The sequence below is a fragment of the Rhizobium sp. L43 genome (assembly GCF_002531725.1).
Classification (GTDB): domain Bacteria; phylum Pseudomonadota; class Alphaproteobacteria; order Rhizobiales; family Rhizobiaceae; genus Rhizobium.
On record NZ_NWSQ01000005.1, the window covers coordinates 171,085 to 189,575 of the forward strand.

General features: G+C 61.6%; 8 protein-coding genes. 6 read left to right on the plus strand and 2 right to left on the minus strand.

Annotated elements, in window-relative coordinates; all coding sequences use genetic code 11:
* The first annotated feature begins 117 nt into the window (after window positions 1–117).
* The 4 genes from CO667_RS07930 to opgC all read left to right on the plus strand — a co-directional run bounded on the left by CO667_RS07930 (window position 118) and on the right by opgC (window position 11,102).
* A complete protein-coding gene (locus tag CO667_RS07930) occupies window positions 118–306 on the plus strand; it encodes a hypothetical protein (protein WP_097617859.1) in 189 nt (62 codons plus the stop codon).
* Window positions 307–433: 127 nt separating this feature from the next.
* Window positions 434–598 carry a hypothetical protein gene (locus CO667_RS35310; RefSeq protein ID WP_171604473.1) on the plus strand — a complete coding sequence of 55 codons (165 nt, stop codon included), beginning with the start codon at window positions 434–436 and terminating at the stop codon, window positions 596–598.
* 648 nt (window positions 599–1,246) lie between these two features.
* A complete protein-coding gene (locus CO667_RS07935; protein WP_097617860.1) occupies window positions 1,247–9,766 on the plus strand; it encodes a glucoamylase family protein in 8,520 nt (2,839 codons plus the stop codon).
* Window positions 9,767–9,866: 100 nt separating this feature from the next.
* A complete protein-coding gene (gene opgC / locus CO667_RS07940; RefSeq protein WP_097617861.1) occupies window positions 9,867–11,102 on the plus strand; it encodes an OpgC domain-containing protein in 1,236 nt (411 codons plus the stop codon).
* 51 nt (window positions 11,103–11,153) lie between these two features.
* Here opgC and CO667_RS07945 read toward each other — a convergent pair whose 3' ends face one another.
* Together CO667_RS07945 and CO667_RS07955 are read right to left on the minus strand one after the other, a co-directional pair.
* Window positions 11,154–11,507 carry a VOC family protein gene (locus CO667_RS07945; RefSeq protein ID WP_097617862.1) on the minus strand — a complete coding sequence of 118 codons (354 nt, stop codon included), beginning with the start codon at window positions 11,505–11,507 and terminating at the stop codon, window positions 11,154–11,156.
* 374 nt (window positions 11,508–11,881) lie between these two features.
* Complete coding sequence (locus CO667_RS07955) at window positions 11,882–13,645, minus strand: glucan ABC transporter ATP-binding protein/ permease (protein WP_097618093.1); 1,764 nt, start codon at window positions 13,643–13,645, stop codon at window positions 11,882–11,884.
* Window positions 13,646–13,963: 318 nt separating this feature from the next.
* On the opposite strand from CO667_RS07955, the gene CO667_RS07960 reads away from it, so the two are divergent.
* Window positions 13,964–14,719 (plus strand): LuxR family transcriptional regulator, encoded by a 756-nt coding sequence (locus tag CO667_RS07960; RefSeq protein WP_097617864.1) that lies wholly within the window; start codon window positions 13,964–13,966, stop codon window positions 14,717–14,719.
* Window positions 14,720–14,935: 216 nt separating this feature from the next.
* Window positions 14,936–18,400: a pyruvate carboxylase gene (gene pyc, locus CO667_RS07965; protein ID WP_097617865.1), complete on the plus strand. Its 3,465-nt coding sequence runs from the start codon at window positions 14,936–14,938 to the stop codon at window positions 18,398–18,400.
* The last annotated feature ends 91 nt before the right edge of the window (window positions 18,401–18,491 follow it).

Genomic DNA, 18,491 nt, shown 5'->3' on the forward strand with positions numbered 1-18,491 from the left:
GTTAAGGATAATGCTTTGCTAAAAGACGACCATTCAACTAGACTATTGACAGCTGCCTTGCTTCTGTCATGATCCCGTTAACGTTTGTTAGCTTTCGTGATCGATGGAGGTTGAAGCATGTTCTTTCTCGGTGGGATGACCATGGGCTACCTCGATCCTCCCGTTAAAGCCGATAATAGGGAACAGATTTCAACGTCCATTCCCGCGGAGAAGGACCGTCGGCTGATCGAGGTCCCCGCAAACCCATCTCAGACCGAGGACGCCGTCGAGCGTTCGTGGATCTGGGCATGGCGCACGCTCTGCTAAAGGGCTGGTTGAATTTTCTCTTCCGTTCGCTCTAGACGGAAATTTATCTCTACCTACTTGATAGATAAAATAAGAATATAAGCGCGAGCCGCACAACCGGCCGCATGGAAAACAACGGAGGCGACACATGGCAGATCTGGGTATTTCGCATACTCACGTGAACCAGTATGGTTCCGTAGCGACGAAGAAGCCGCTCACAACGCGTCACCGGCTTCAGACGGTGCTCCATGGAGCAATCTTCACGGCAGCATTCCTGTTCGTCGTGGCGATGGTTTGCGGCGTCGTCGGATAATCCGCTCGATGATCAGCGTCGGCAGATGCCGGCGTTGCGGCGGTTTTCGCCTTTGTTGAATTCCGGAACGTTTGATTGTCTCGGCATTCTCCTGACCCTCGTCGAAAGGAGAATGTTCATGAGAACTGCATTCCGATTCCCACCGTCATTCTTTCATATTCTTTTCACGCCATCTGAAGCGATCGCATCGAACGTCTTCATGCGATGTGGCTGGGCTTCCTATTTCCGCTGCACAGTTCGACGACCGCCATCAGGACTCCTGCGTCCGGCCGGACGATCGCTTTGCCGGTGACGCCACACCCGTTCCTTTCCCGAAATCAAAGAGCTCCCGCCGTGCCGGCATTTTGTCATTCCAGCTGCCCGGACGCGCGCCAGGGGTACCGTCTCCTGCCTCTTGACTTGAATTATTCCGCGGATGGCCAAGTTTTCGCCATGGCTTTCGCGGAGAGGGTACCGATAGTCGCGATCACCCGTCGGGTCGCGCGCTGAGGCCGGGCTTAGCCCGTTCGCATCGCTGGGCCGCAGCGTCATTTATCCCGATTCATCGATCTTCAAAGAATCGGGCTCCGTTCATGTAGCAGTCATGATAAGCAGTGCAAAAGGCTGAGCAAAACAGCCATAACTTTGTTTGGATCCAGAACCGAACCCATGTCTATTGCCAATCTTTCTCCGAGCCTTCCGCGCGAATCCGAGACGAAGCAGATCGATCACAATGATTCGATCCGCTCGACCTATCTTGCCATCGAGGACATCAAGGCGATGGGCGCTGCGGTCGCCCGCAGCGGCGTCGACAAGCTGCCGGCTTTCGCCCCCTTCGATTTCTTCGCCCGCCACAAGGAAAACGAGAAGGAAATCCTGCGCGTCTACCGGACCACGGCGACCGACGTCGAAGCCGGCGAGACGATCACGCCGGCGGCGGAATGGCTGCTGGACAATCATTATATCGTCGAAGAGGCGATCCAGGAGGTGCGGCGCGACTTTCCCCGCCGCTTCTATCGCGAATTGCCGACCATGGTCGTCGGCGGCGTCGAGGTGCCGCGCACCCTCGTGCTCGCCTGGCTCTACGTCGCCCATACCCACAGCACGATCTCGCAGGAAAGCCTGACGGCGCTGGTCGACGGTTTTCAGGCCAGCGAGACGCTGAGGATCGGCGAATTATGGGCGTTGCCTTCGCTGGTGCGCTATGTGCTCGTGGAAAACCTTCGCCGCATTTCCAGCCGTGTCGAAGCCAGCCGCCGCCTGCGCCGCCGCGCCAACGAGGCGGCCGACGAATTGGTGCGCCTGACCGATCCAGCCGCGGCCGCGGCCTATCTGAAGACGCTGGAACCGCTTGCCGAGGACAATACCTTCTCGACGCAGTTCCTCTATCGCCTGCGCGACGGCTCGCAGACCTCGAGCCTGGCGATCACCTGGCTCGACGAGCGGCTGGAAGAACTCGGCCGCAACACCGAAGAGGCGACGACCGCAGAACACAGCCGCCTGTCTTCCGGCAACGTGACGATGGGCAACATCATCCGCAGCCTTCGCGAGATCGACGATGCCGAATGGTCGGTCTGGGTCGAGCAGGTCAGCCATGTCGACAAGCTGCTCTGGGAGCATTCGGATTACGGCATCCTCGATTCCGGCTCGCGCAACAAATATCGCAAACAGATCGAAAAGCTGGCCAAACGCTCGCCGCTGACGGAAATGGAAATCGCCCAGCTGGCGCTCGACATGACGGATGCCGCCAAGGCCTCCGACGAGCCACAGCCGCATGAGCCGAATGTCGGCGGTTTCCTGTCCGGCGCCCAGCGGCCGAAGCTCGAGGCGCGGGCGAATTATCGCCCGACCTTCATCCAGCATTTCGTGCGCGCCGTGCGCCAGTTCAACTGGCTGGCAATTGCCGTGCCCGTCATGCTTTTGACAGTCATCGCCATGGCGATCGTCGGCCGGTTCATGGCGAATGCCGGCATGGGGCCGATCGAAATCGCCCTGCTGCTGATCATGTTCTCTCTGCCGGCATCGGAGGGAGCCACAGGTCTCTTCAACACCGTACTTTCCTTCTTCGTGACGCCGGCGCGCCTGGTCGGCTACGAGTTCAAGCAAGGCATTCCGGAGGATGCGCGCACGCTGCTCGTCGTGCCCTGCCTGATCTCGAACCGCGACAGCGTCGACGACCACGTGCGCAATCTCGAGGTTCATTATCTCGCCAATCCGCGCGGCGAACTCTATTTCGCGCTGCTCAGCGACTGGCCTGACAGCGACACCGAGGAAACGCCCGCCGATCTCGAGGTGCTCGATTATGCCAGGCGCGAGATCGCCAATCTTTCCGCCCGCTATGCCTATGACGGCAAGACGCGCTTCTATCTGTTGCATCGCCGCCGCCTCTATAACCCTTCCGAAGGTGTGTGGATGGGCTGGGAGCGCAAGCGCGGCAAGTTGCATGAGCTGAACATGCTGCTGCGCGGCGACCGCGACACGACCTATCTGCCGGGCGCCAACACCGTGCCGGCCAACGTGCAATATGTCATGACGCTTGATGCCGATACGCGCCTGATGCGCGATGCCGTCACCAAGCTCGTCGGCAAGCTCTATCATCCGATCAATCGCCCGGTCATCAATCCGAAAACCGGCCGTGTCGAAAGCGGCTACGGTGTGCTGCAGCCGCGCGTCACCCCGTCGCTGACAACAGGCAAGGACGCCTCGGTCTTCCAGCGCGTCTTTTCGATCAACCGCGGCCTCGACCCTTACGTCTTCACCGTTTCCGACGTCTATCAGGATCTGGCCGGCGAAGGCACCTTCACCGGCAAGGGGCTTTATCATGTCGATGCCTTCGAAGCGTCGCTGAAGGGCCGGATCGACGAGAACTCGGTGCTCAGCCACGATCTTCTCGAAGGCTCGATGGCGCGTTGCGCGCTTGTCACCGATCTCGAGCTGGTCGAGGATTTCCCGATCCGCTACGAAGTCGAGACCTCGCGTCAGCATCGCTGGGCGCGCGGCGACTGGCAGCTGCTGCCCTATATGTTCAATCCGAAATACGGCGTCACGGCCCTTGGCCGCTGGAAGATGTTCGACAATCTGCGCCGCTCGCTGACACCGATCGCCTGGTTCTTCGCCTCCGTGCTCGGCTGGTATTTCATGGGTCCGCTCGGCGCGCTCATCTGGCAGATTCTCTTGATTTTCTGCCTCTTCGTCGCGCCGACGTTGTCGCTGATCAACGGCATCATTCCGCGCACCAGCGATATCATCGCCCGCGCCCATCTCTATACGGTCTGGTCCGATATCACCGCTGCCAATGCGCAGGTCGCATTGCGGATCGTCTTCATCGCCGATTCGGCTGCCATGATGGCGGATGCGATCGGCCGCTCGCTCTACCGCCTGTTCGTCAGCCGCAAGCTGATGCTGCAGTGGCGGACCGCCGCCAGCGTTCAGGCCGGCGGCCAGGGGACGCTGATCTCCTATTACAAGGCGATGTGGCACGCACCGGCGCTGGCGCTGCTGGCGCTCGGTTTTGCAGCCCTCCCCGGCGACAATGCCTTCGTCGTCGGCATTCCCTTCGCGCTCTTGTGGATCCTGTCGCCTGTCGTCGCCTGGTATGTCAGCCAGTCGGCAGAGACCGAGGACCGGCTCGAGGTCGCCGATTCGGTGTCGAGCGAACTGCGCAAGATCGCCCGGCGCACCTGGCGCTATTTCGAGACCTTCACCACCGCCGAGCAGAATTATCTGCCACCGGATAATATCCAGGAAACGCCGCATGTGATCGTCGCGGCGCGGACCTCGCCGACCAATATCGGCGTCTATCTGCTCTCCGTCGTTTCCGGCCGGCAATTCGGCTGGTTCTCCTTCGAGGAGACGCTCGAGCGGCTGGAGCAGACGATCGCGACGATCGACAGAATGGAGAAATTCCGCGGCCATCTGTTCAACTGGTATCACACCGATACGCTGCAGACGCTCGGGCCCCGTTACGTCTCGGCCGTCGACAGCGGCAATCTTGCCGGCCATCTGATCGCCATTTCGTCGGCCTGCCGCAACTGGGCCGAGGCGCCGTCCGCTCATATGCAGGGCAATCTCGACGGCGTCGGCGACACCGCGGGCATTCTCGGCGAAGTGCTGGCGGACCTGCCCGACGACCGCAAGACCGTGCGCCCGCTGCGCCGGCGCCTGGAGGAACGCATCGTCGGTTTCCAGAACGCGCTTGCCGCCGTCAAGCGTGAGCACGAATTCGCCTCGATCCGCATCATCAACCTCGCCGTTCTCGCGCGCGACATCGAGAAGCTCGCCGCCAATCTTGACCATGAGGTCAAGTCGAAGCAGAGCGAAGAGGTCACCCAATGGGCGGCATCCCTGGTGAAGGTCTGCGAGGCGCATATATCGGACAGCACCTTCGACCTTTCCAAAGTCGATGCGCTGCGGCCGCGCCTGACAGCGCTGCGCGACAAGGCCCGCGATCTCGCCTTCTCGATGGATTTCGGCTTCCTGTTCCGGCCCGAGCGGCGCCTGCTGTCGATCGGCTACCGCGTCGAAAGCGGTGAACTCGACCAAGCCTGCTACGATCTTCTCGCCTCGGAATGCCGCCTGACCAGCCTGTTCGGCATCGCCAAGGGTGATCTGCCGACGGAACACTGGTACCGCCTCGGCCGCCAGGTCGTGCCTGTGGGGTCACGCGGTGCGCTGGTCTCCTGGTCCGGCTCGATGTTCGAATATCTGATGCCGCCGCTCGTCATGCAGGAGCGCGGCGGGGGCATTCTCAACCAGACCAACAATCTGGTCGTCGTCGAGCAGATGAATTACGCCCGCAAGCTCGGTATTCCGTGGGGCATTTCGGAAGCGGCCTTCAATGCCCGCGACCATAACCTCAACTATCAGTACACGAATTTCGGCGTGCCGACGCTCGGCCTGAAGCGCGGCCTCGGCCACAATGCCGTCATCGCGCCCTATGCATCGCTGCTCGCCAGCCAGTACGACCCGCCGGGCGCGCTCGAAAACCTGCAGAGGCTGCGCAAGGTCGGCGCGCTCGGCAAGTTCGGCTTCCACGATGCCGTCGACTTCACGCCGACGCGCGTGCCGGAAGGCAAGAAATGCGCGGTGGTCTACAATTATTATGCCCACCATCACGGCATGTCGATCGCGGCGGTCGCCAACGTCGCCTTCAACGGCCATCTGCGCGAGCTCTTCCACTCCGATCCCGTTATCGAGGCGGCCGAGCTGCTGTTGCAGGAAAAGGCGCCGCGCGACATTCCGGTGATGAGCGGCAAGCATGAATCCGACACGCCGGCCAGCATCCAGGACGATCTCCTGCGGCCGGAGATCAGAAAGATCAGCGATCCGGCTTCGCGTGACCGCGAACTCGTGTTCCTGTCGAACGGCCATTATTCGCTGATGCTGACGGCGACAGGCGCCGGTTATTCCCGCTGGAACGGCCTTTCCGTTTCCCGCTGGAAAGCCGATCCGACCGAAGACCGCTGGGGCAGCTTCATCTTCCTGCGCGATACCGCCACCAACGAATGGTGGTCGACGACGTCAGAGCCGAAGGGTGTCGAAGGCGAAAAGATCAAGGTCGAATTCGCCGACGAGAAGGCGCAGTTCACCAAGACGGTCGGTGACCTCACCAGCGAAGTGGAGTGCATCATTGCCACCGAGCATGATGCCGAGGCACGCCGCGTCACTCTGCTCAACATGGGTGGAGAAGACCGTTTCATCGAAGTCACCTCCTATCTCGAACCTGTGATTACCTCCGACGATACCGACAATGCGCATCCGGCATTCGCCCGGATGTTCGTCAAGACCGAGATCGGCAAGCGCGGCGACGTCATCCGCGCAGAACGCAACAAGCGCGATCCGAACGAGCCGAACATCAGCATTGCCCATCTGATCGTCGACAATGCCGGCGACACCCGCCATACGGAATTCGAGACCGACCGGCGCAAATTCATCGGCCGCGGCCGCAGTCTTGCCGATGCGGCGGCCTTCGATCCGGGTGCAACACTTTCCGGCAGCGACGGCTTCATGCTCGATCCCGTCATGTCGCTGCGCCGCACCGTCCGTGTGCCGGCCGGCAAGAAGGTCAGCGTGATCTTCTGGACGATCGCGGCCCCAAGCCGCGACGAAGTCGACAAGGCGGTCAATCGCTATCGTCATCCCGACGCCTTCAACCACGAGCTCGTCCAGGCCTGGACGCGCACCCAGGTGCAGATGCGCCATGTCGGCGTCACCTCGCAGCAGGCAGCGGCCTTCCAGCATCTCGGACGTTACCTCGTCTATCCCGACATGCAGCTGCGCAAGGACGAGGCGACCGTCGAGGCCGGCCTGCAGTCGCAATCAGCGCTTTGGCCGCTGGCGATATCAGGCGACTTCCCGATCTTCACGCTGCGCATCAACGACGACATGGATCTCGAAATCGCCCGTGAGGCGCTGCTGGCGCAGGAATATCTGCGCTCGCGCGGCGTCACCGCCGATCTCGTCATCATGAACGAACGCGCCTCTTCCTATGCGCAGGACATGCAGCATGCGCTCGACGCCATGTGCGAAAACGTGCGCCGCATGGGCCAGGCCGACGGGTTGCGCCAGCATATCTTTGCGGTTCGCAAGGACCTGATGGAGGAGAGTACCTATCACGCGCTGATCGCGGCTTCCCGCGTCACGCTGCATACGAAGAACGGCAAGGTGGTCGACCAGATCAACCGCGCCGTGGCGCTGTTTGCACCCTCCAAGGAGGAGCTGCAGGAGATGGAACGGGCCGAGCGCAACAAGCCCCCCGTCAAGCGGGTCGCGCCGGTGCCGCCGCCCGTCGTGCCGGCCGTCGTCATCGAGGAAGAAGGCGATCTCGACTTCTGGAACGGGATCGGCGGCTTTGCCCGCGACGGGCGCGAATATGTCGTTCGCCTGCCCGGAGGTCACGCGACGCCGCAGCCCTGGATCAATGTCATCTCCAATGACAGCTTCGGCTTCCACGTGTCGGCCGAGGGCTCCGGCTTTACCTGGAGCGCCAATTCGCGCGACTATCAGCTGAGTTCCTGGTCGAACGATGCGGTGATCAACCGTTCCGGCGAGGCCTTCTATCTCGTCGATCTCGACAGCGGTGCCGTCATGACGCCGTTTGCCGCGCTTTCCCGCCGGCCGGACATCCGTTTCGAAGCCCGCCACGGGCTCGGCTATTCGGTTTTCTCCAGCGTTCAGCACGATATCGCGCTGGAACTGACGCAGACGGTCGACCGCGAAAGGCCGGTGAAACTGCAGCGCCTGCGCCTGCGCAACACCGGTTCGACCAGCCGCAAACTGCGTCTCTACGGTTATGTCGAATGGATCCTCGGCAGCAATCCGGGACGCACGGCGCCTTTCATCCTGTCGAAGCATGATGAGGAGACCGGGGCGCTGTTTGCCACCAATCCCTACAGCATCGATTTTTCCAACCGCACCGCCTTCTTCGCGGCGAGCGAGACGCTTTCGAGCTTCTCGGCAAGTCGGCGCGAATTCGTCGGCAAGGCAGGAACGATCCAGGCGCCGCAGGCCGTCACCTCGGCCGCCTCGCTTTCCGCCACGACAGACCTGGACGGTGATCCGGCCGCGGCGCTTGCGATCGACGTCGAGCTCGGTGCCGGCGAGGAACGCGACTTCACCTTCTTCCTCGGCGATACGCCGACGGAGGAAGAAGCGCGTGGTGTCATCGCCGATATCCGCAAGGCTTCGTTCGACGATGCCGTCGAGGCGAACCGCGCCTTCTGGCGGGATTTTACCGGCAGGCTGCAGATATCGACGCCGGATCGCGGGATGAACAATCTCGTCAACACCTGGCTGCCCTATCAGAGCCTCGGCTGCCGCATCATGGCCCGCACCGCCTTCTATCAGGCAAGCGGCGCCTTCGGCTTCCGCGACCAGTTGCAGGACACGCTGGCCTTCGTGCTGCACGAACCCTCGCTTGCCCGCCGGCAGATCCTGAATGCCGCTTCGCGTCAATTCCGCGAAGGCGATGTGCAGCATTGGTGGCTGCCGGGAACGGGTGCAGGCGTGCGCACGCTGATCTCGGACGACGTCGTCTGGCTGAGTTATGCGATCCATCACTATTGCACCGTCACCGGCGACAAGAGCGTGCTCGACGAGGAGATCGCCTTCCTGGAAGGGCCGGCACTGCTCGAGGGCCAGCACGACTCCTTCTACAAGCCGGAGATTTCCGAGGACAAGGCGAGCGTTTACGAACATGCGGCGCTGGCGCTCGATCTCGCCATCGCCCGCAAGGGAACAAACGGCCTGCCGCTATTCCTCGGCGGTGACTGGAACGACGGCATGAACCGCGTCGGCATCGGCGGGCGCGGCACCAGCGTCTGGCTCGGCTGGTTCCTGGCGGGTGCCTTGCGCTCCTTCATTCCCTATGCCGAAGAGCGCGGCGACACCGCCCGTGCGGAGCGCTGGTCGGCGCATCTCACGGAGCTGAAGAAGGCGCTCGAAACTGCGGCCTGGGATGGCGGCTATTATCGCCGCGGCACGTTCGACGACGGTGCGCTGCTCGGCTCCCGGGAAAGCCCCGAATGCCGGATCGATTCGATTGCGCAGTCCTGGAGCGTGCTGTCGGGCGAGGGCGATCCGGCCCGCGCCGTCACGGCGATGGAGGCCGTGCTCGACCAGCTGGTCGACGAGGATGCCCGCATCATCCGGCTGTTCACGCCGCCTTTCGTCAATTCCGCCAGAGATCCCGGCTATATCAAGGCCTACCCGCCGGGTGTGCGCGAAAACGGCGGGCAATATACCCATGCCTCGACCTGGGTGGTGATGGCGCTGGCGGAGCTGAAGCGGGGCGACGACGCCTTCCGCTGCTTCCAGATCCTCAACCCGATCACCCATGCGCTCGACAAGGCTTCGGCGGAGCAATACCGCGTCGAACCCTATGTCGTGGCGGCCGACGTCTACGGCCATGAGCCTTATACGGCGCGCGGCGGCTGGACCTGGTATACCGGCTCTGCCGGCTGGCTCTACCGCGCCGCCGTCGAGGGCATCCTCGGCATCCGGCTGAAGGGCGGCCGGCTCTACGTGCGCCCGTCGCTCCCTTCGGAATGGGACGGTTTTGCGGCAGAGGTGGAGCAAGGGGCCGGCAAATACCGCATTTCGGTCTCAAAAGCGTCCAATGACAGCGGCTACACTCTGTCTATCAATGGTTGCGAAGTCACCGATCCCGAAGAGGGATATCCGCTCGGATAACAGCGTTCTCCACGCTGAAAAACACGGCGATTCGCGACGGCCAAAAGGGAACCCTTTTGGCCGTCGTCGCGTTTGCAAATCGGATAATAAGGAGAGACCCATGGCAAGCACGCCGACCGAAGCCATCGTCGCTGGGCGCAGTTCCCTATCCGCAGCTGCGCCAACACGTGACACGAGGCTCGACGTGTTGCGCGGCGTGGCGCTGATCATGATCTTCATCAATCATGTTCCCGGGCAGATTTTCGAATATGTGACGACGAAGAATTTCGGTTTTTCCGACGCTGCCGAGGCCTTCGTGCTGATCTCCGGCATTGCCGTCGGCCTGGCCTATGGTTCCGGGTTCCGGCCGGGCAACCGGCTCAAGATGGCGATCAAGGCGGTAAAGCGCGCCTTCACGCTCTACCTCGCCCACATGATCACCACCTTCATGACGCTGGCGCTGTTCATCTCGGGCGCCTGGCTGTTTCACCGGCCGGGCTTGCTGGTCGAAATCAACATCCTGGCGGTGCTGATGAACCTGAAGGAAGGCATTCCGGCGCTGCTGCTGCTCGGTCACCAGATCGGTTACAACAATATCCTGCCGATGTACGGCGCGTTGATGCTGATGGTGCCGGTCATCCTGCTTCTGAATGCGCGCAGCCCGTTGCTGGCGCTTGGCGTTTCCGGCACGGTCTGGCTGCTTGCGGGCATCTACCAGGTGGCGCCGCACAACATGCTGATCGAGAGCTACTGGTTCCTCAATCCGCTGTCCTGGCAGTTCCTGTTTACGATCGGCATCGTTTCGATGCTGCATATCAAGCGCGGCGGCACAATCCCGCGGCATCCGCTGCTGCTTGCGGCTGCGGCCGCTTACGTCGCGCTGTCTTTTATCTGGGTGACCGGCCATCTGTGGGCCCTCGGCAATTCGCTGGCCGCGCTTGGCCTGCCGACCGTCATCACCGGTTTCGACAAGACCTTCCTGTCGCTGCCGCGTCTGCTGCATGTGCTGGCGCTGACCTATCTCGTCATCAGCATTCCGGCGTTCTCGCGCATTCTGCGCCGTCCTGCGCACCATCCGCTGACGATCCTCGGCCGCCATTCGCTGAACATCTTCGTCGCCGGCACAATCCTCGCCATGATCGGCCAGGTGGTGCTCTATATCACCAACAAGGATCCGCTGGTCGGTCCGCTCTTCGTGATTGCAGGTGTCGCGACACAATTCGCCTATGCTTATTATCTCGAGCGCAAGCGCCAGCAGGGCAAGGTCAAGACGAAACTGGTCACGAAGCCCGCCACCATGGCGGTTCCCGTCCGTATCGGCACGGCAAATACCTATCGCCGCAACGATCGGAAATAGGGTCCGGGGATCATCGGAGATGAAGGAGCCGGCGGCCGAAGGGCCGCCGGCTTAATTTTTATGGACGAGGATGTTCACCAGTTTGCCGAAGGGATCGCGCACATAAAAGCGACGGACGCCCCATGGTTCGTCGGCGGGGCCGTACTCGATCGGAAAGCCGGAGGCCGACATTGCCTCGAAAGCGGCATCGAGGTCGTCCACCTCGATCGAGAGGTCAGGCACCGGTGTTCCGGAACCACCTTCGCTGGCGATGCTGAGTTGAACGGTCATATCAGTTGCGGCGCCGAAGGTCGCGATCCAGCCGTGGTCCATGATGACGTCGAGACCGAGGATATCCTGATAGAAGCGTTTGGCCGGGGTGATGTCCGGTGCCTGGATATTGGCGACGATGCGCAGGACCTTCATGGGTTTCTCCCTCGTGCTCTTTGACTGGCGAAGGTTAGGGAAGATCGGCGGGGTGATCAATCTGTCTGGGTCAGAGCGGAGATGTTGCGAGGTAGTGGGATACCCTCTCCGCCCTGCCGACCCGCGGTCGAGCCGCGGGTCTCGACCTGTCCTTCGGACCCCCACAAGGAGGGAGATCGACTCGGGGATGGAATCTCCCCAAGCAATCGATGTTGGAACGAGCGGGTCCGCCCAGCCGATCTCCCCACCTGTGGGGGAGATGCCCGGCAGGGCGGAGGGGGTGCCACACGCTTCAACGCCGCTTCCCGGGCTCAGGCAAACAAAAAGGCCGGAAGGAGTTACCCTTCCGGCCTTTATCTTGAAACCTGAACCGATCAGGCGGCTTCGGTGGTGTGGGCCTTGCGGACCTCTTCGTCCGTCAGGATGCCGCTGGCGCGCAGCAGGGCGGCGAAGCGGCCGTTGCTGTGGCTGAGCTCGTCGAAGCTGCCCTGTTCGACCACGCGGCCGTCATCCAGGAAGAGCACCATATCGGCTTCGCGGACCGTCGACAGGCGGTGGGCGATGATGAAGGTGGTGCGGTTCTGGCGCAGATTGTCGATCGCCGCCTTGACGCGGGCTTCGGTTTCGACGTCGAGCGCCGAGGTCGCCTCGTCGAGCACCAGGATCGGCGCGTCCTTGAGGATGGCGCGGGCAATCGCGATGCGCTGGCGCTCGCCGCCGGAGAGCTTGTTGCCGCGTTCGCCGACATGCGTATCGTAGCGATCCTCACGGGTCTCGATGAAGTCGGCGGCGGCGGCGGCTTCGGCCGCACGGCGCATTTCCTCTTCGCTGGCGCCTTCGCGGCCAAGGCGGATATTGTCTTTGATCGAGCGGTTCAGCAGGCCCGCATCCTGGAAGACGGTGGCGATGTGGCGGCGCAGCGACTTGCGGGTCACCTTGGTGATATCGGTGCCGTCGACGAGGATCTGGCCGCCCTGGGCGTCGTAGACACGCTGCAACAGGTTGACGAGCGTCGTCTTGCCGGCGCCGGTCGGGCCGACGATAGCGACCGTCTGGCCTGCCTTCACCGAGAAGGAGACATTGTGCAGGCCCTGCGAGGAGTTGCCGAAGCCGAAGGAGACGTCGCGGAATTCGATCGCACCCTTGACGTCCTTGATCTCGCCGTTGCCGGCCGGCTCTTCACGGTCACGCACCGAGTCTTCGAGAGCATAGAATTCCTCGAGCTTGGAGCGGGCCTCGAAAACCTGCGTGGCGAACTGGCGCATCAGGTCGAGGCGGCCGATCAGCAGGTTGGCGAAGCCGATGAAGGCGATGACGTCGCCGACGCGCAACTGGCCGGCCTGGACGAGCATCGTGCCGATGATCAGGACCACCATCATCGCAATGGTCGACGCCATGCGGTTCAGCGCACTGGCGATCGCCCACCAGTCGAGCACCGGATACTGGGCTTCGAGCAGACGGTCGGCGAAGGATTTCAGCGCCCTGGTTTCAGCTTCGATGCGGTTGTAGCTGTGCAGCACCGACACGTTGCTGATCGAGTCGCTGACATGCGAGAAGACGGTGTGATAATGGTTCTCGACCGAAGCCTGGCCGTCTTTGGTGCGGCTCATGACGACGCGGCCGATCAGCCAGTAGGCGATGGCGAGCACCATCAGCACTGCGGAAAGGCGCAGGTCCATCGACATCGCGGTCGGGATCAGAAGGGCAAGCGCGATCACCGTCGACAGGTGGTTGCGCATGAATTCGAGCCAGAGGCCGAATAGCGTTTCGCAGGCGCGCAGCAATGTATGCAGCGCGTTGGAGGTGCCGCGCTGATGGTGCCAGCCGAGCGGCATGGAAATGATCCGGCCGAAGGCTTCCGTCAGCAGCGTCGCCCGCCGGCCATGGGCCAGCCGGTCGGCCTCGCGGGCGACCAGGACGAAGGCAATGGTGTTGAAGACGGCGAAAGTCGCCCACATGAAAAGGATAGGCTTGACCTCACCCTTGCCGGAAATCGCATCGATAATACGACCGAACAGGATCGGCTCCGCGATGGTAATCGTCGCCAGAACGATGTTTGCCACCACGACCAGGGATACGCGCAGCTTGTAGGCGCTAAGATAGCGCAGAGCTCTTGCATAGACCTTGAATAGCGTCACGTCGAACCTCTTGTGCATCTGCGAAAACGGGAATGATCCGATGCTACAAAAGGCTACCTGAACCGGCGATTAACGGCATATTCAGGTTCAATCCCCGCGACGATAACCCGATCGTGCTATCCCAGGATGCGACGGGATAACCCTGGCGCTCAAATTGTTGCTCGGCTATACCCCCGCGGCAATTTGCGCTTGCATTTTAATAAATGTTTAGCGCAGCATTAAATTAGAGACTGCATTTTTTGAAGAAGACCGTTTCGCGACCAATTGGAAAGCCGCCGACGGCCTCGATGCGGGCACCAGTCGGGCGAGGGGCACTTTGTGAATATTAATTCGTTAATTCAATTGCTTATAATTCTGGGAGAATCGTCCAATCCTCAGGCTGTCGTCACCGAGCTGGAACATGTCATCCACGATAGCGGCTTCGAATATTACGGCCTGCTGCGCCATTTGCCGCAGAATCCGGCACAGAAGAATCCGGAACCCTGGGCTGCGGCGCTTGCCGGCCGCTGGCCGGAACAATGGCCGCAAATCTATACCGCGAAAAAATATGTCCTGATCGATCCGATGGTGCGCTATCTCGCCCATGCGCAGCGGCCTTTCGGCTGGCGAGAAAGCTTGGCAGCCTTCCGCAAGGATGCGCAGCAGCGCCGTATGGAGCAGATGATGGTCGATGCTTTCGGTCACGGACTGGAAGACGGTTATATCTTTCCGATCCACGGACGGAACGGCATTCTCGGCAGCCTCAGTCTCGCCGGCAAGCCTGTCGAGCTGTCACCGATGGAGATCGCCCTGTTCGAGGCGGTGGCACGCAAGTCCTTCTGGCGATTGCTCGAGCTGAAAGGCGAGGCTGAGGCGCTGGAAACCGTGCTGCCGGCCGAAACGCCGCTGACGCGACGCGAAATGGAAATCCTGCATTATCTCGCCGAAGGCATGACTTCGATAGAAATCAGCAAGATGTTGAAGATCTCAAACCACACCGTCGACTGGTATATGAACGGCCTGCAGAACAAGCTGAAGGCGAAAAACCGGCAGCAGGCGGTGGCGCTTGCCTTTCGTCACGGCCTGATACGCTAGAGGCTGGTGCCGAAAGTATCAGCGGTTTTCATGTTACTTCTTTGATTTAAATAAGGTCTCAGATTTAAACCGGCACGGCCTGATATCATTCGCATCCAAAATGGCGAGAAATTGCATTTCGCAGTCGCAAGAGAAATTGAACTTCCTGTGACAAGAAGTTAAGAATTTCCTTCGCGGGTGCAGCATGCCCGCGTCTGAACGTCTGAGGAGACCGTTTTGCCCATTTCCAAGATTCTCGTTGCCAATCGCTCCGAAATTGCCATTCGCGTGTTCCGCGCGGCCAACGAGCTTGGAATAAAAACAGTGGCGATCTGGGCGGAGGAAGACAAGCTGGCGCTGCACCGCTTCAAGGCGGACGAGAGCTATCAGGTCGGCCGCGGCCCGCATCTTGCCAAGGACATGGGCCCGATCGAAAGTTATCTGTCGATCGACGAGGTGATCCGCGTTGCCAAGCTCTCGGGCGCCGACGCCATTCATCCCGGCTACGGCCTGCTGTCGGAAAGCCCTGAATTTGTCGACGCCTGCAATGAGGCCGGCATCATCTTCATCGGTCCGAAGGGCGATACGATGCGCCAGCTCGGCAACAAGGTTGCGGCGCGCAACCTGGCGATCTCGGTCGGCGTGCCTGTCGTGCCGGCCACCGAGCCGCTGCCGGACGATATGAAGGAAGTGGCGAAGATGGCCGAAGAGATCGGCTATCCCGTCATGCTGAAGGCCTCCTGGGGCGGCGGCGGGCGCGGCATGCGCGCCATCCGCGATCCGAAGGACCTTGCCCGTGAAGTGACCGAAGCCAAGCGCGAGGCGATGGCCGCCTTCGGCAAGGACGAGGTCTATCTGGAAAAGCTCGTCGAGCGCGCCCGCCACGTCGAAAGCCAGGTTCTCGGCGATACGCACGGCAATGTCGTGCATCTGTTCGAACGTGACTGCTCGATCCAGCGCCGCAACCAGAAGGTCGTCGAGCGCGCGCCCGCGCCCTATCTCTCGGAAGCGCAGCGCCAGGAGCTTGCCGCCTATTCGCTGAAGATCGCGTCGGCGACCAATTACATCGGCGCCGGCACCGTCGAATATCTGATGGATGCCGATACCGGCAAATTCTATTTCATCGAGGTCAATCCGCGCATCCAGGTCGAGCATACGGTGACCGAAGTCGTCACCGGCATCGACATCGTCAAGGCGCAGATCCACATTCTCGACGGCTTTGCGATCGGCACGCCGGAATCCGGCGTTCCCGCGCAAGCCGACATCCGCCTCAACGGCCATGCGCTGCAGTGCCGCATCACCACGGAAGATCCGGAGCATAATTTCATTCCGGATTACGGCCGCATCACCGCCTATCGTTCGGCCTCCGGTTTCGGCATCCGCCTCGACGGCGGCACCTCCTATTCCGGCGCGATCATCACCCGCTATTACGATCCGCTGCTCGTCAAGGTGACGGCCTGGGCGCCGAATCCGTCCGAAGCGATTTCCCGTATGGACCGGGCGTTGCGCGAATTCCGTATCCGCGGCGTCGCCACCAACCTGACCTTCCTCGAAGCGATCATCGGCCATCCGAAGTTCCGCGACAACAGCTACACCACACGCTTCATCGACACGACGCCGGAGCTCTTCCAGCAGGTCAAGCGCCAGGACCGCGCCACGAAGCTATTGACCTATCTCGCCGACGTCACCGTCAACGGCCATCCCGAGGCCAAGGACAGGCCGCGGCCGCTTGATAACGCCGCCCAGCCGGTGGTGCCCTACGCCAACGGCAACACTGTCAAGGACGGCACCAAGCAGCTGCTCGACACGCTCGGCCCGAAGAAATTCGGCGAATGGATGCGCAACGAGAAGCGCGTGCTTCTGACCGACACGACGATGCGCGACGGTCACCAGTCGCTGCTCGCCACCCGCATGCGCACCTATGACATCGCCCGCATCGCCGGCACCTATGCACATGCGCTGCCGAACCTCCTGTCGCTCGAATGCTGGGGCGGGGCGACCTTCGACGTCTCCATGCGCTTCCTGACCGAAGATCCGTGGGAGCGGCTGGCGCTGATCCGCGAGGGGGCGCCGAACCTTCTGCTGCAGATGCTGCTGCGCGGCGCCAATGGCGTCGGCTACACCAACTATCCCGACAATGTCGTCAAATATTTCGTCCGCCAGGCGGCCAAGGGCGGCATCGATCTCTTCCGCGTCTTCGACTGCCTGAACTGGGTCGAGAACATGCGGGTGTCGATGGATGCCATTGCCGAGGAGAACAAGCTCTGCGAGGCGGCGATCTGCTATACCGGTGATATCCTCAATTCGGCCCGCCCGAAATACGACCTGAAATATTATACCGACCTTGCGGTCGAACTCGAGAAGGCCGGCGCCCACATCATCGCGCTCAAGGATATGGCGGGGCTGCTGAAGCCCGCGGCGGCCAAGGTGCTGTTCAAGGCGCTGCGCGAAGCGACCGGCCTGCCGATCCATTTCCATACGCATGATACGTCGGGGATTGCGGCAGCAACCGTGCTTGCCGCCGTCGATGCCGGCGTCGATGCCGTCGATGCGGCCATGGATGCGCTGTCCGGCAATACTTCGCAGCCCTGTCTCGGCTCGATCGTCGAGGCGTTGCGCGGCACCGAACGCGATCCGGGCCTCGATCCGGAATGGATCCGCCGCATCTCCTTCTATTGGGAAGCGGTGCGCAACCAGTATGCCGCCTTCGAAAGCGATCTGAAGGGCCCGGCGTCCGAAGTCTATCTGCATGAAATGCCGGGCGGCCAGTTCACCAATCTCAAGGAACAGGCCCGCTCGCTCGGCCTCGAAACCCGCTGGCATCGGGTGGCACAGGCCTATGCCGACGCCAACCAGATGTTCGGCGATATCGTCAAGGTGACGCCGTCTTCCAAGGTGGTCGGCGACATGGCGCTGATGATGGTCAGCCAGGACCTGACCGTCGCCGATGTCGTCAGCCCGGACCGCGAAGTCTCTTTCCCGGAATCGGTGGTGTCGATGCTGAAGGGCGATCTTGGCCAGCCGCCGTCGGGATGGCCGAAAGCGCTGCAGAAAAAGGCGCTGAAGGGCGATAAGCCCTATACGGTGCGTCCCGGCTCGCTGCTCAGGGAGGCCGATCTCGATGCCGAGCGTAAAGTCATCGAGACTAAGCTGGAGCGCGAGGTCAGCGATTTCGAATTCGCCTCCTATCTGATGTATCCGAAAGTCTTCACCGACTTCGCACTGGCCTCCGATACCTACGGCCCGGTCTCGGTGCTGCCGACGCCCGCCTATTTCTACGGTCTCAAGGATGGCGAGGAGCTGTTTGCCGATATCGAACGCGGTAAGACGCTTGTCATCGTCAACCAGGCGATGAGCGCCACCGACAGCCAGGGCATGGTGACCATCTTCTTCGAGCTCAATGGCCAGCCGCGTCGCATCAAGGTGCCGGACCGGGCCCATGGGGCAACGGGCGCTGCGGTCCGCCGCAAGGCCGAGCCGGGCAATGCCGTCCATGTCGGTGCGCCGATGCCGGGTGTTATCTCACGTGTCTTCGTCTCGCCCGGCCAGGCCGTCAGCGCCGGCGACGTGCTCGTTTCCATCGAGGCGATGAAGATGGAAACGGCCCTGCATGCGGAAAAGGATGGCACGATTTCCGAGGTGCTGGTGCGCGCCGGCGACCAGATCGATGCCAAGGACCTGCTCGTCGTTTACGGCGGGTGAGCAGGCGGCGCCGATGTTTCCGAAAGGTTGCATTCGGTCATGCTGCCAATCACCCGATTGTGTATGATCGGGCTGGCAAAAAAGCTGATTT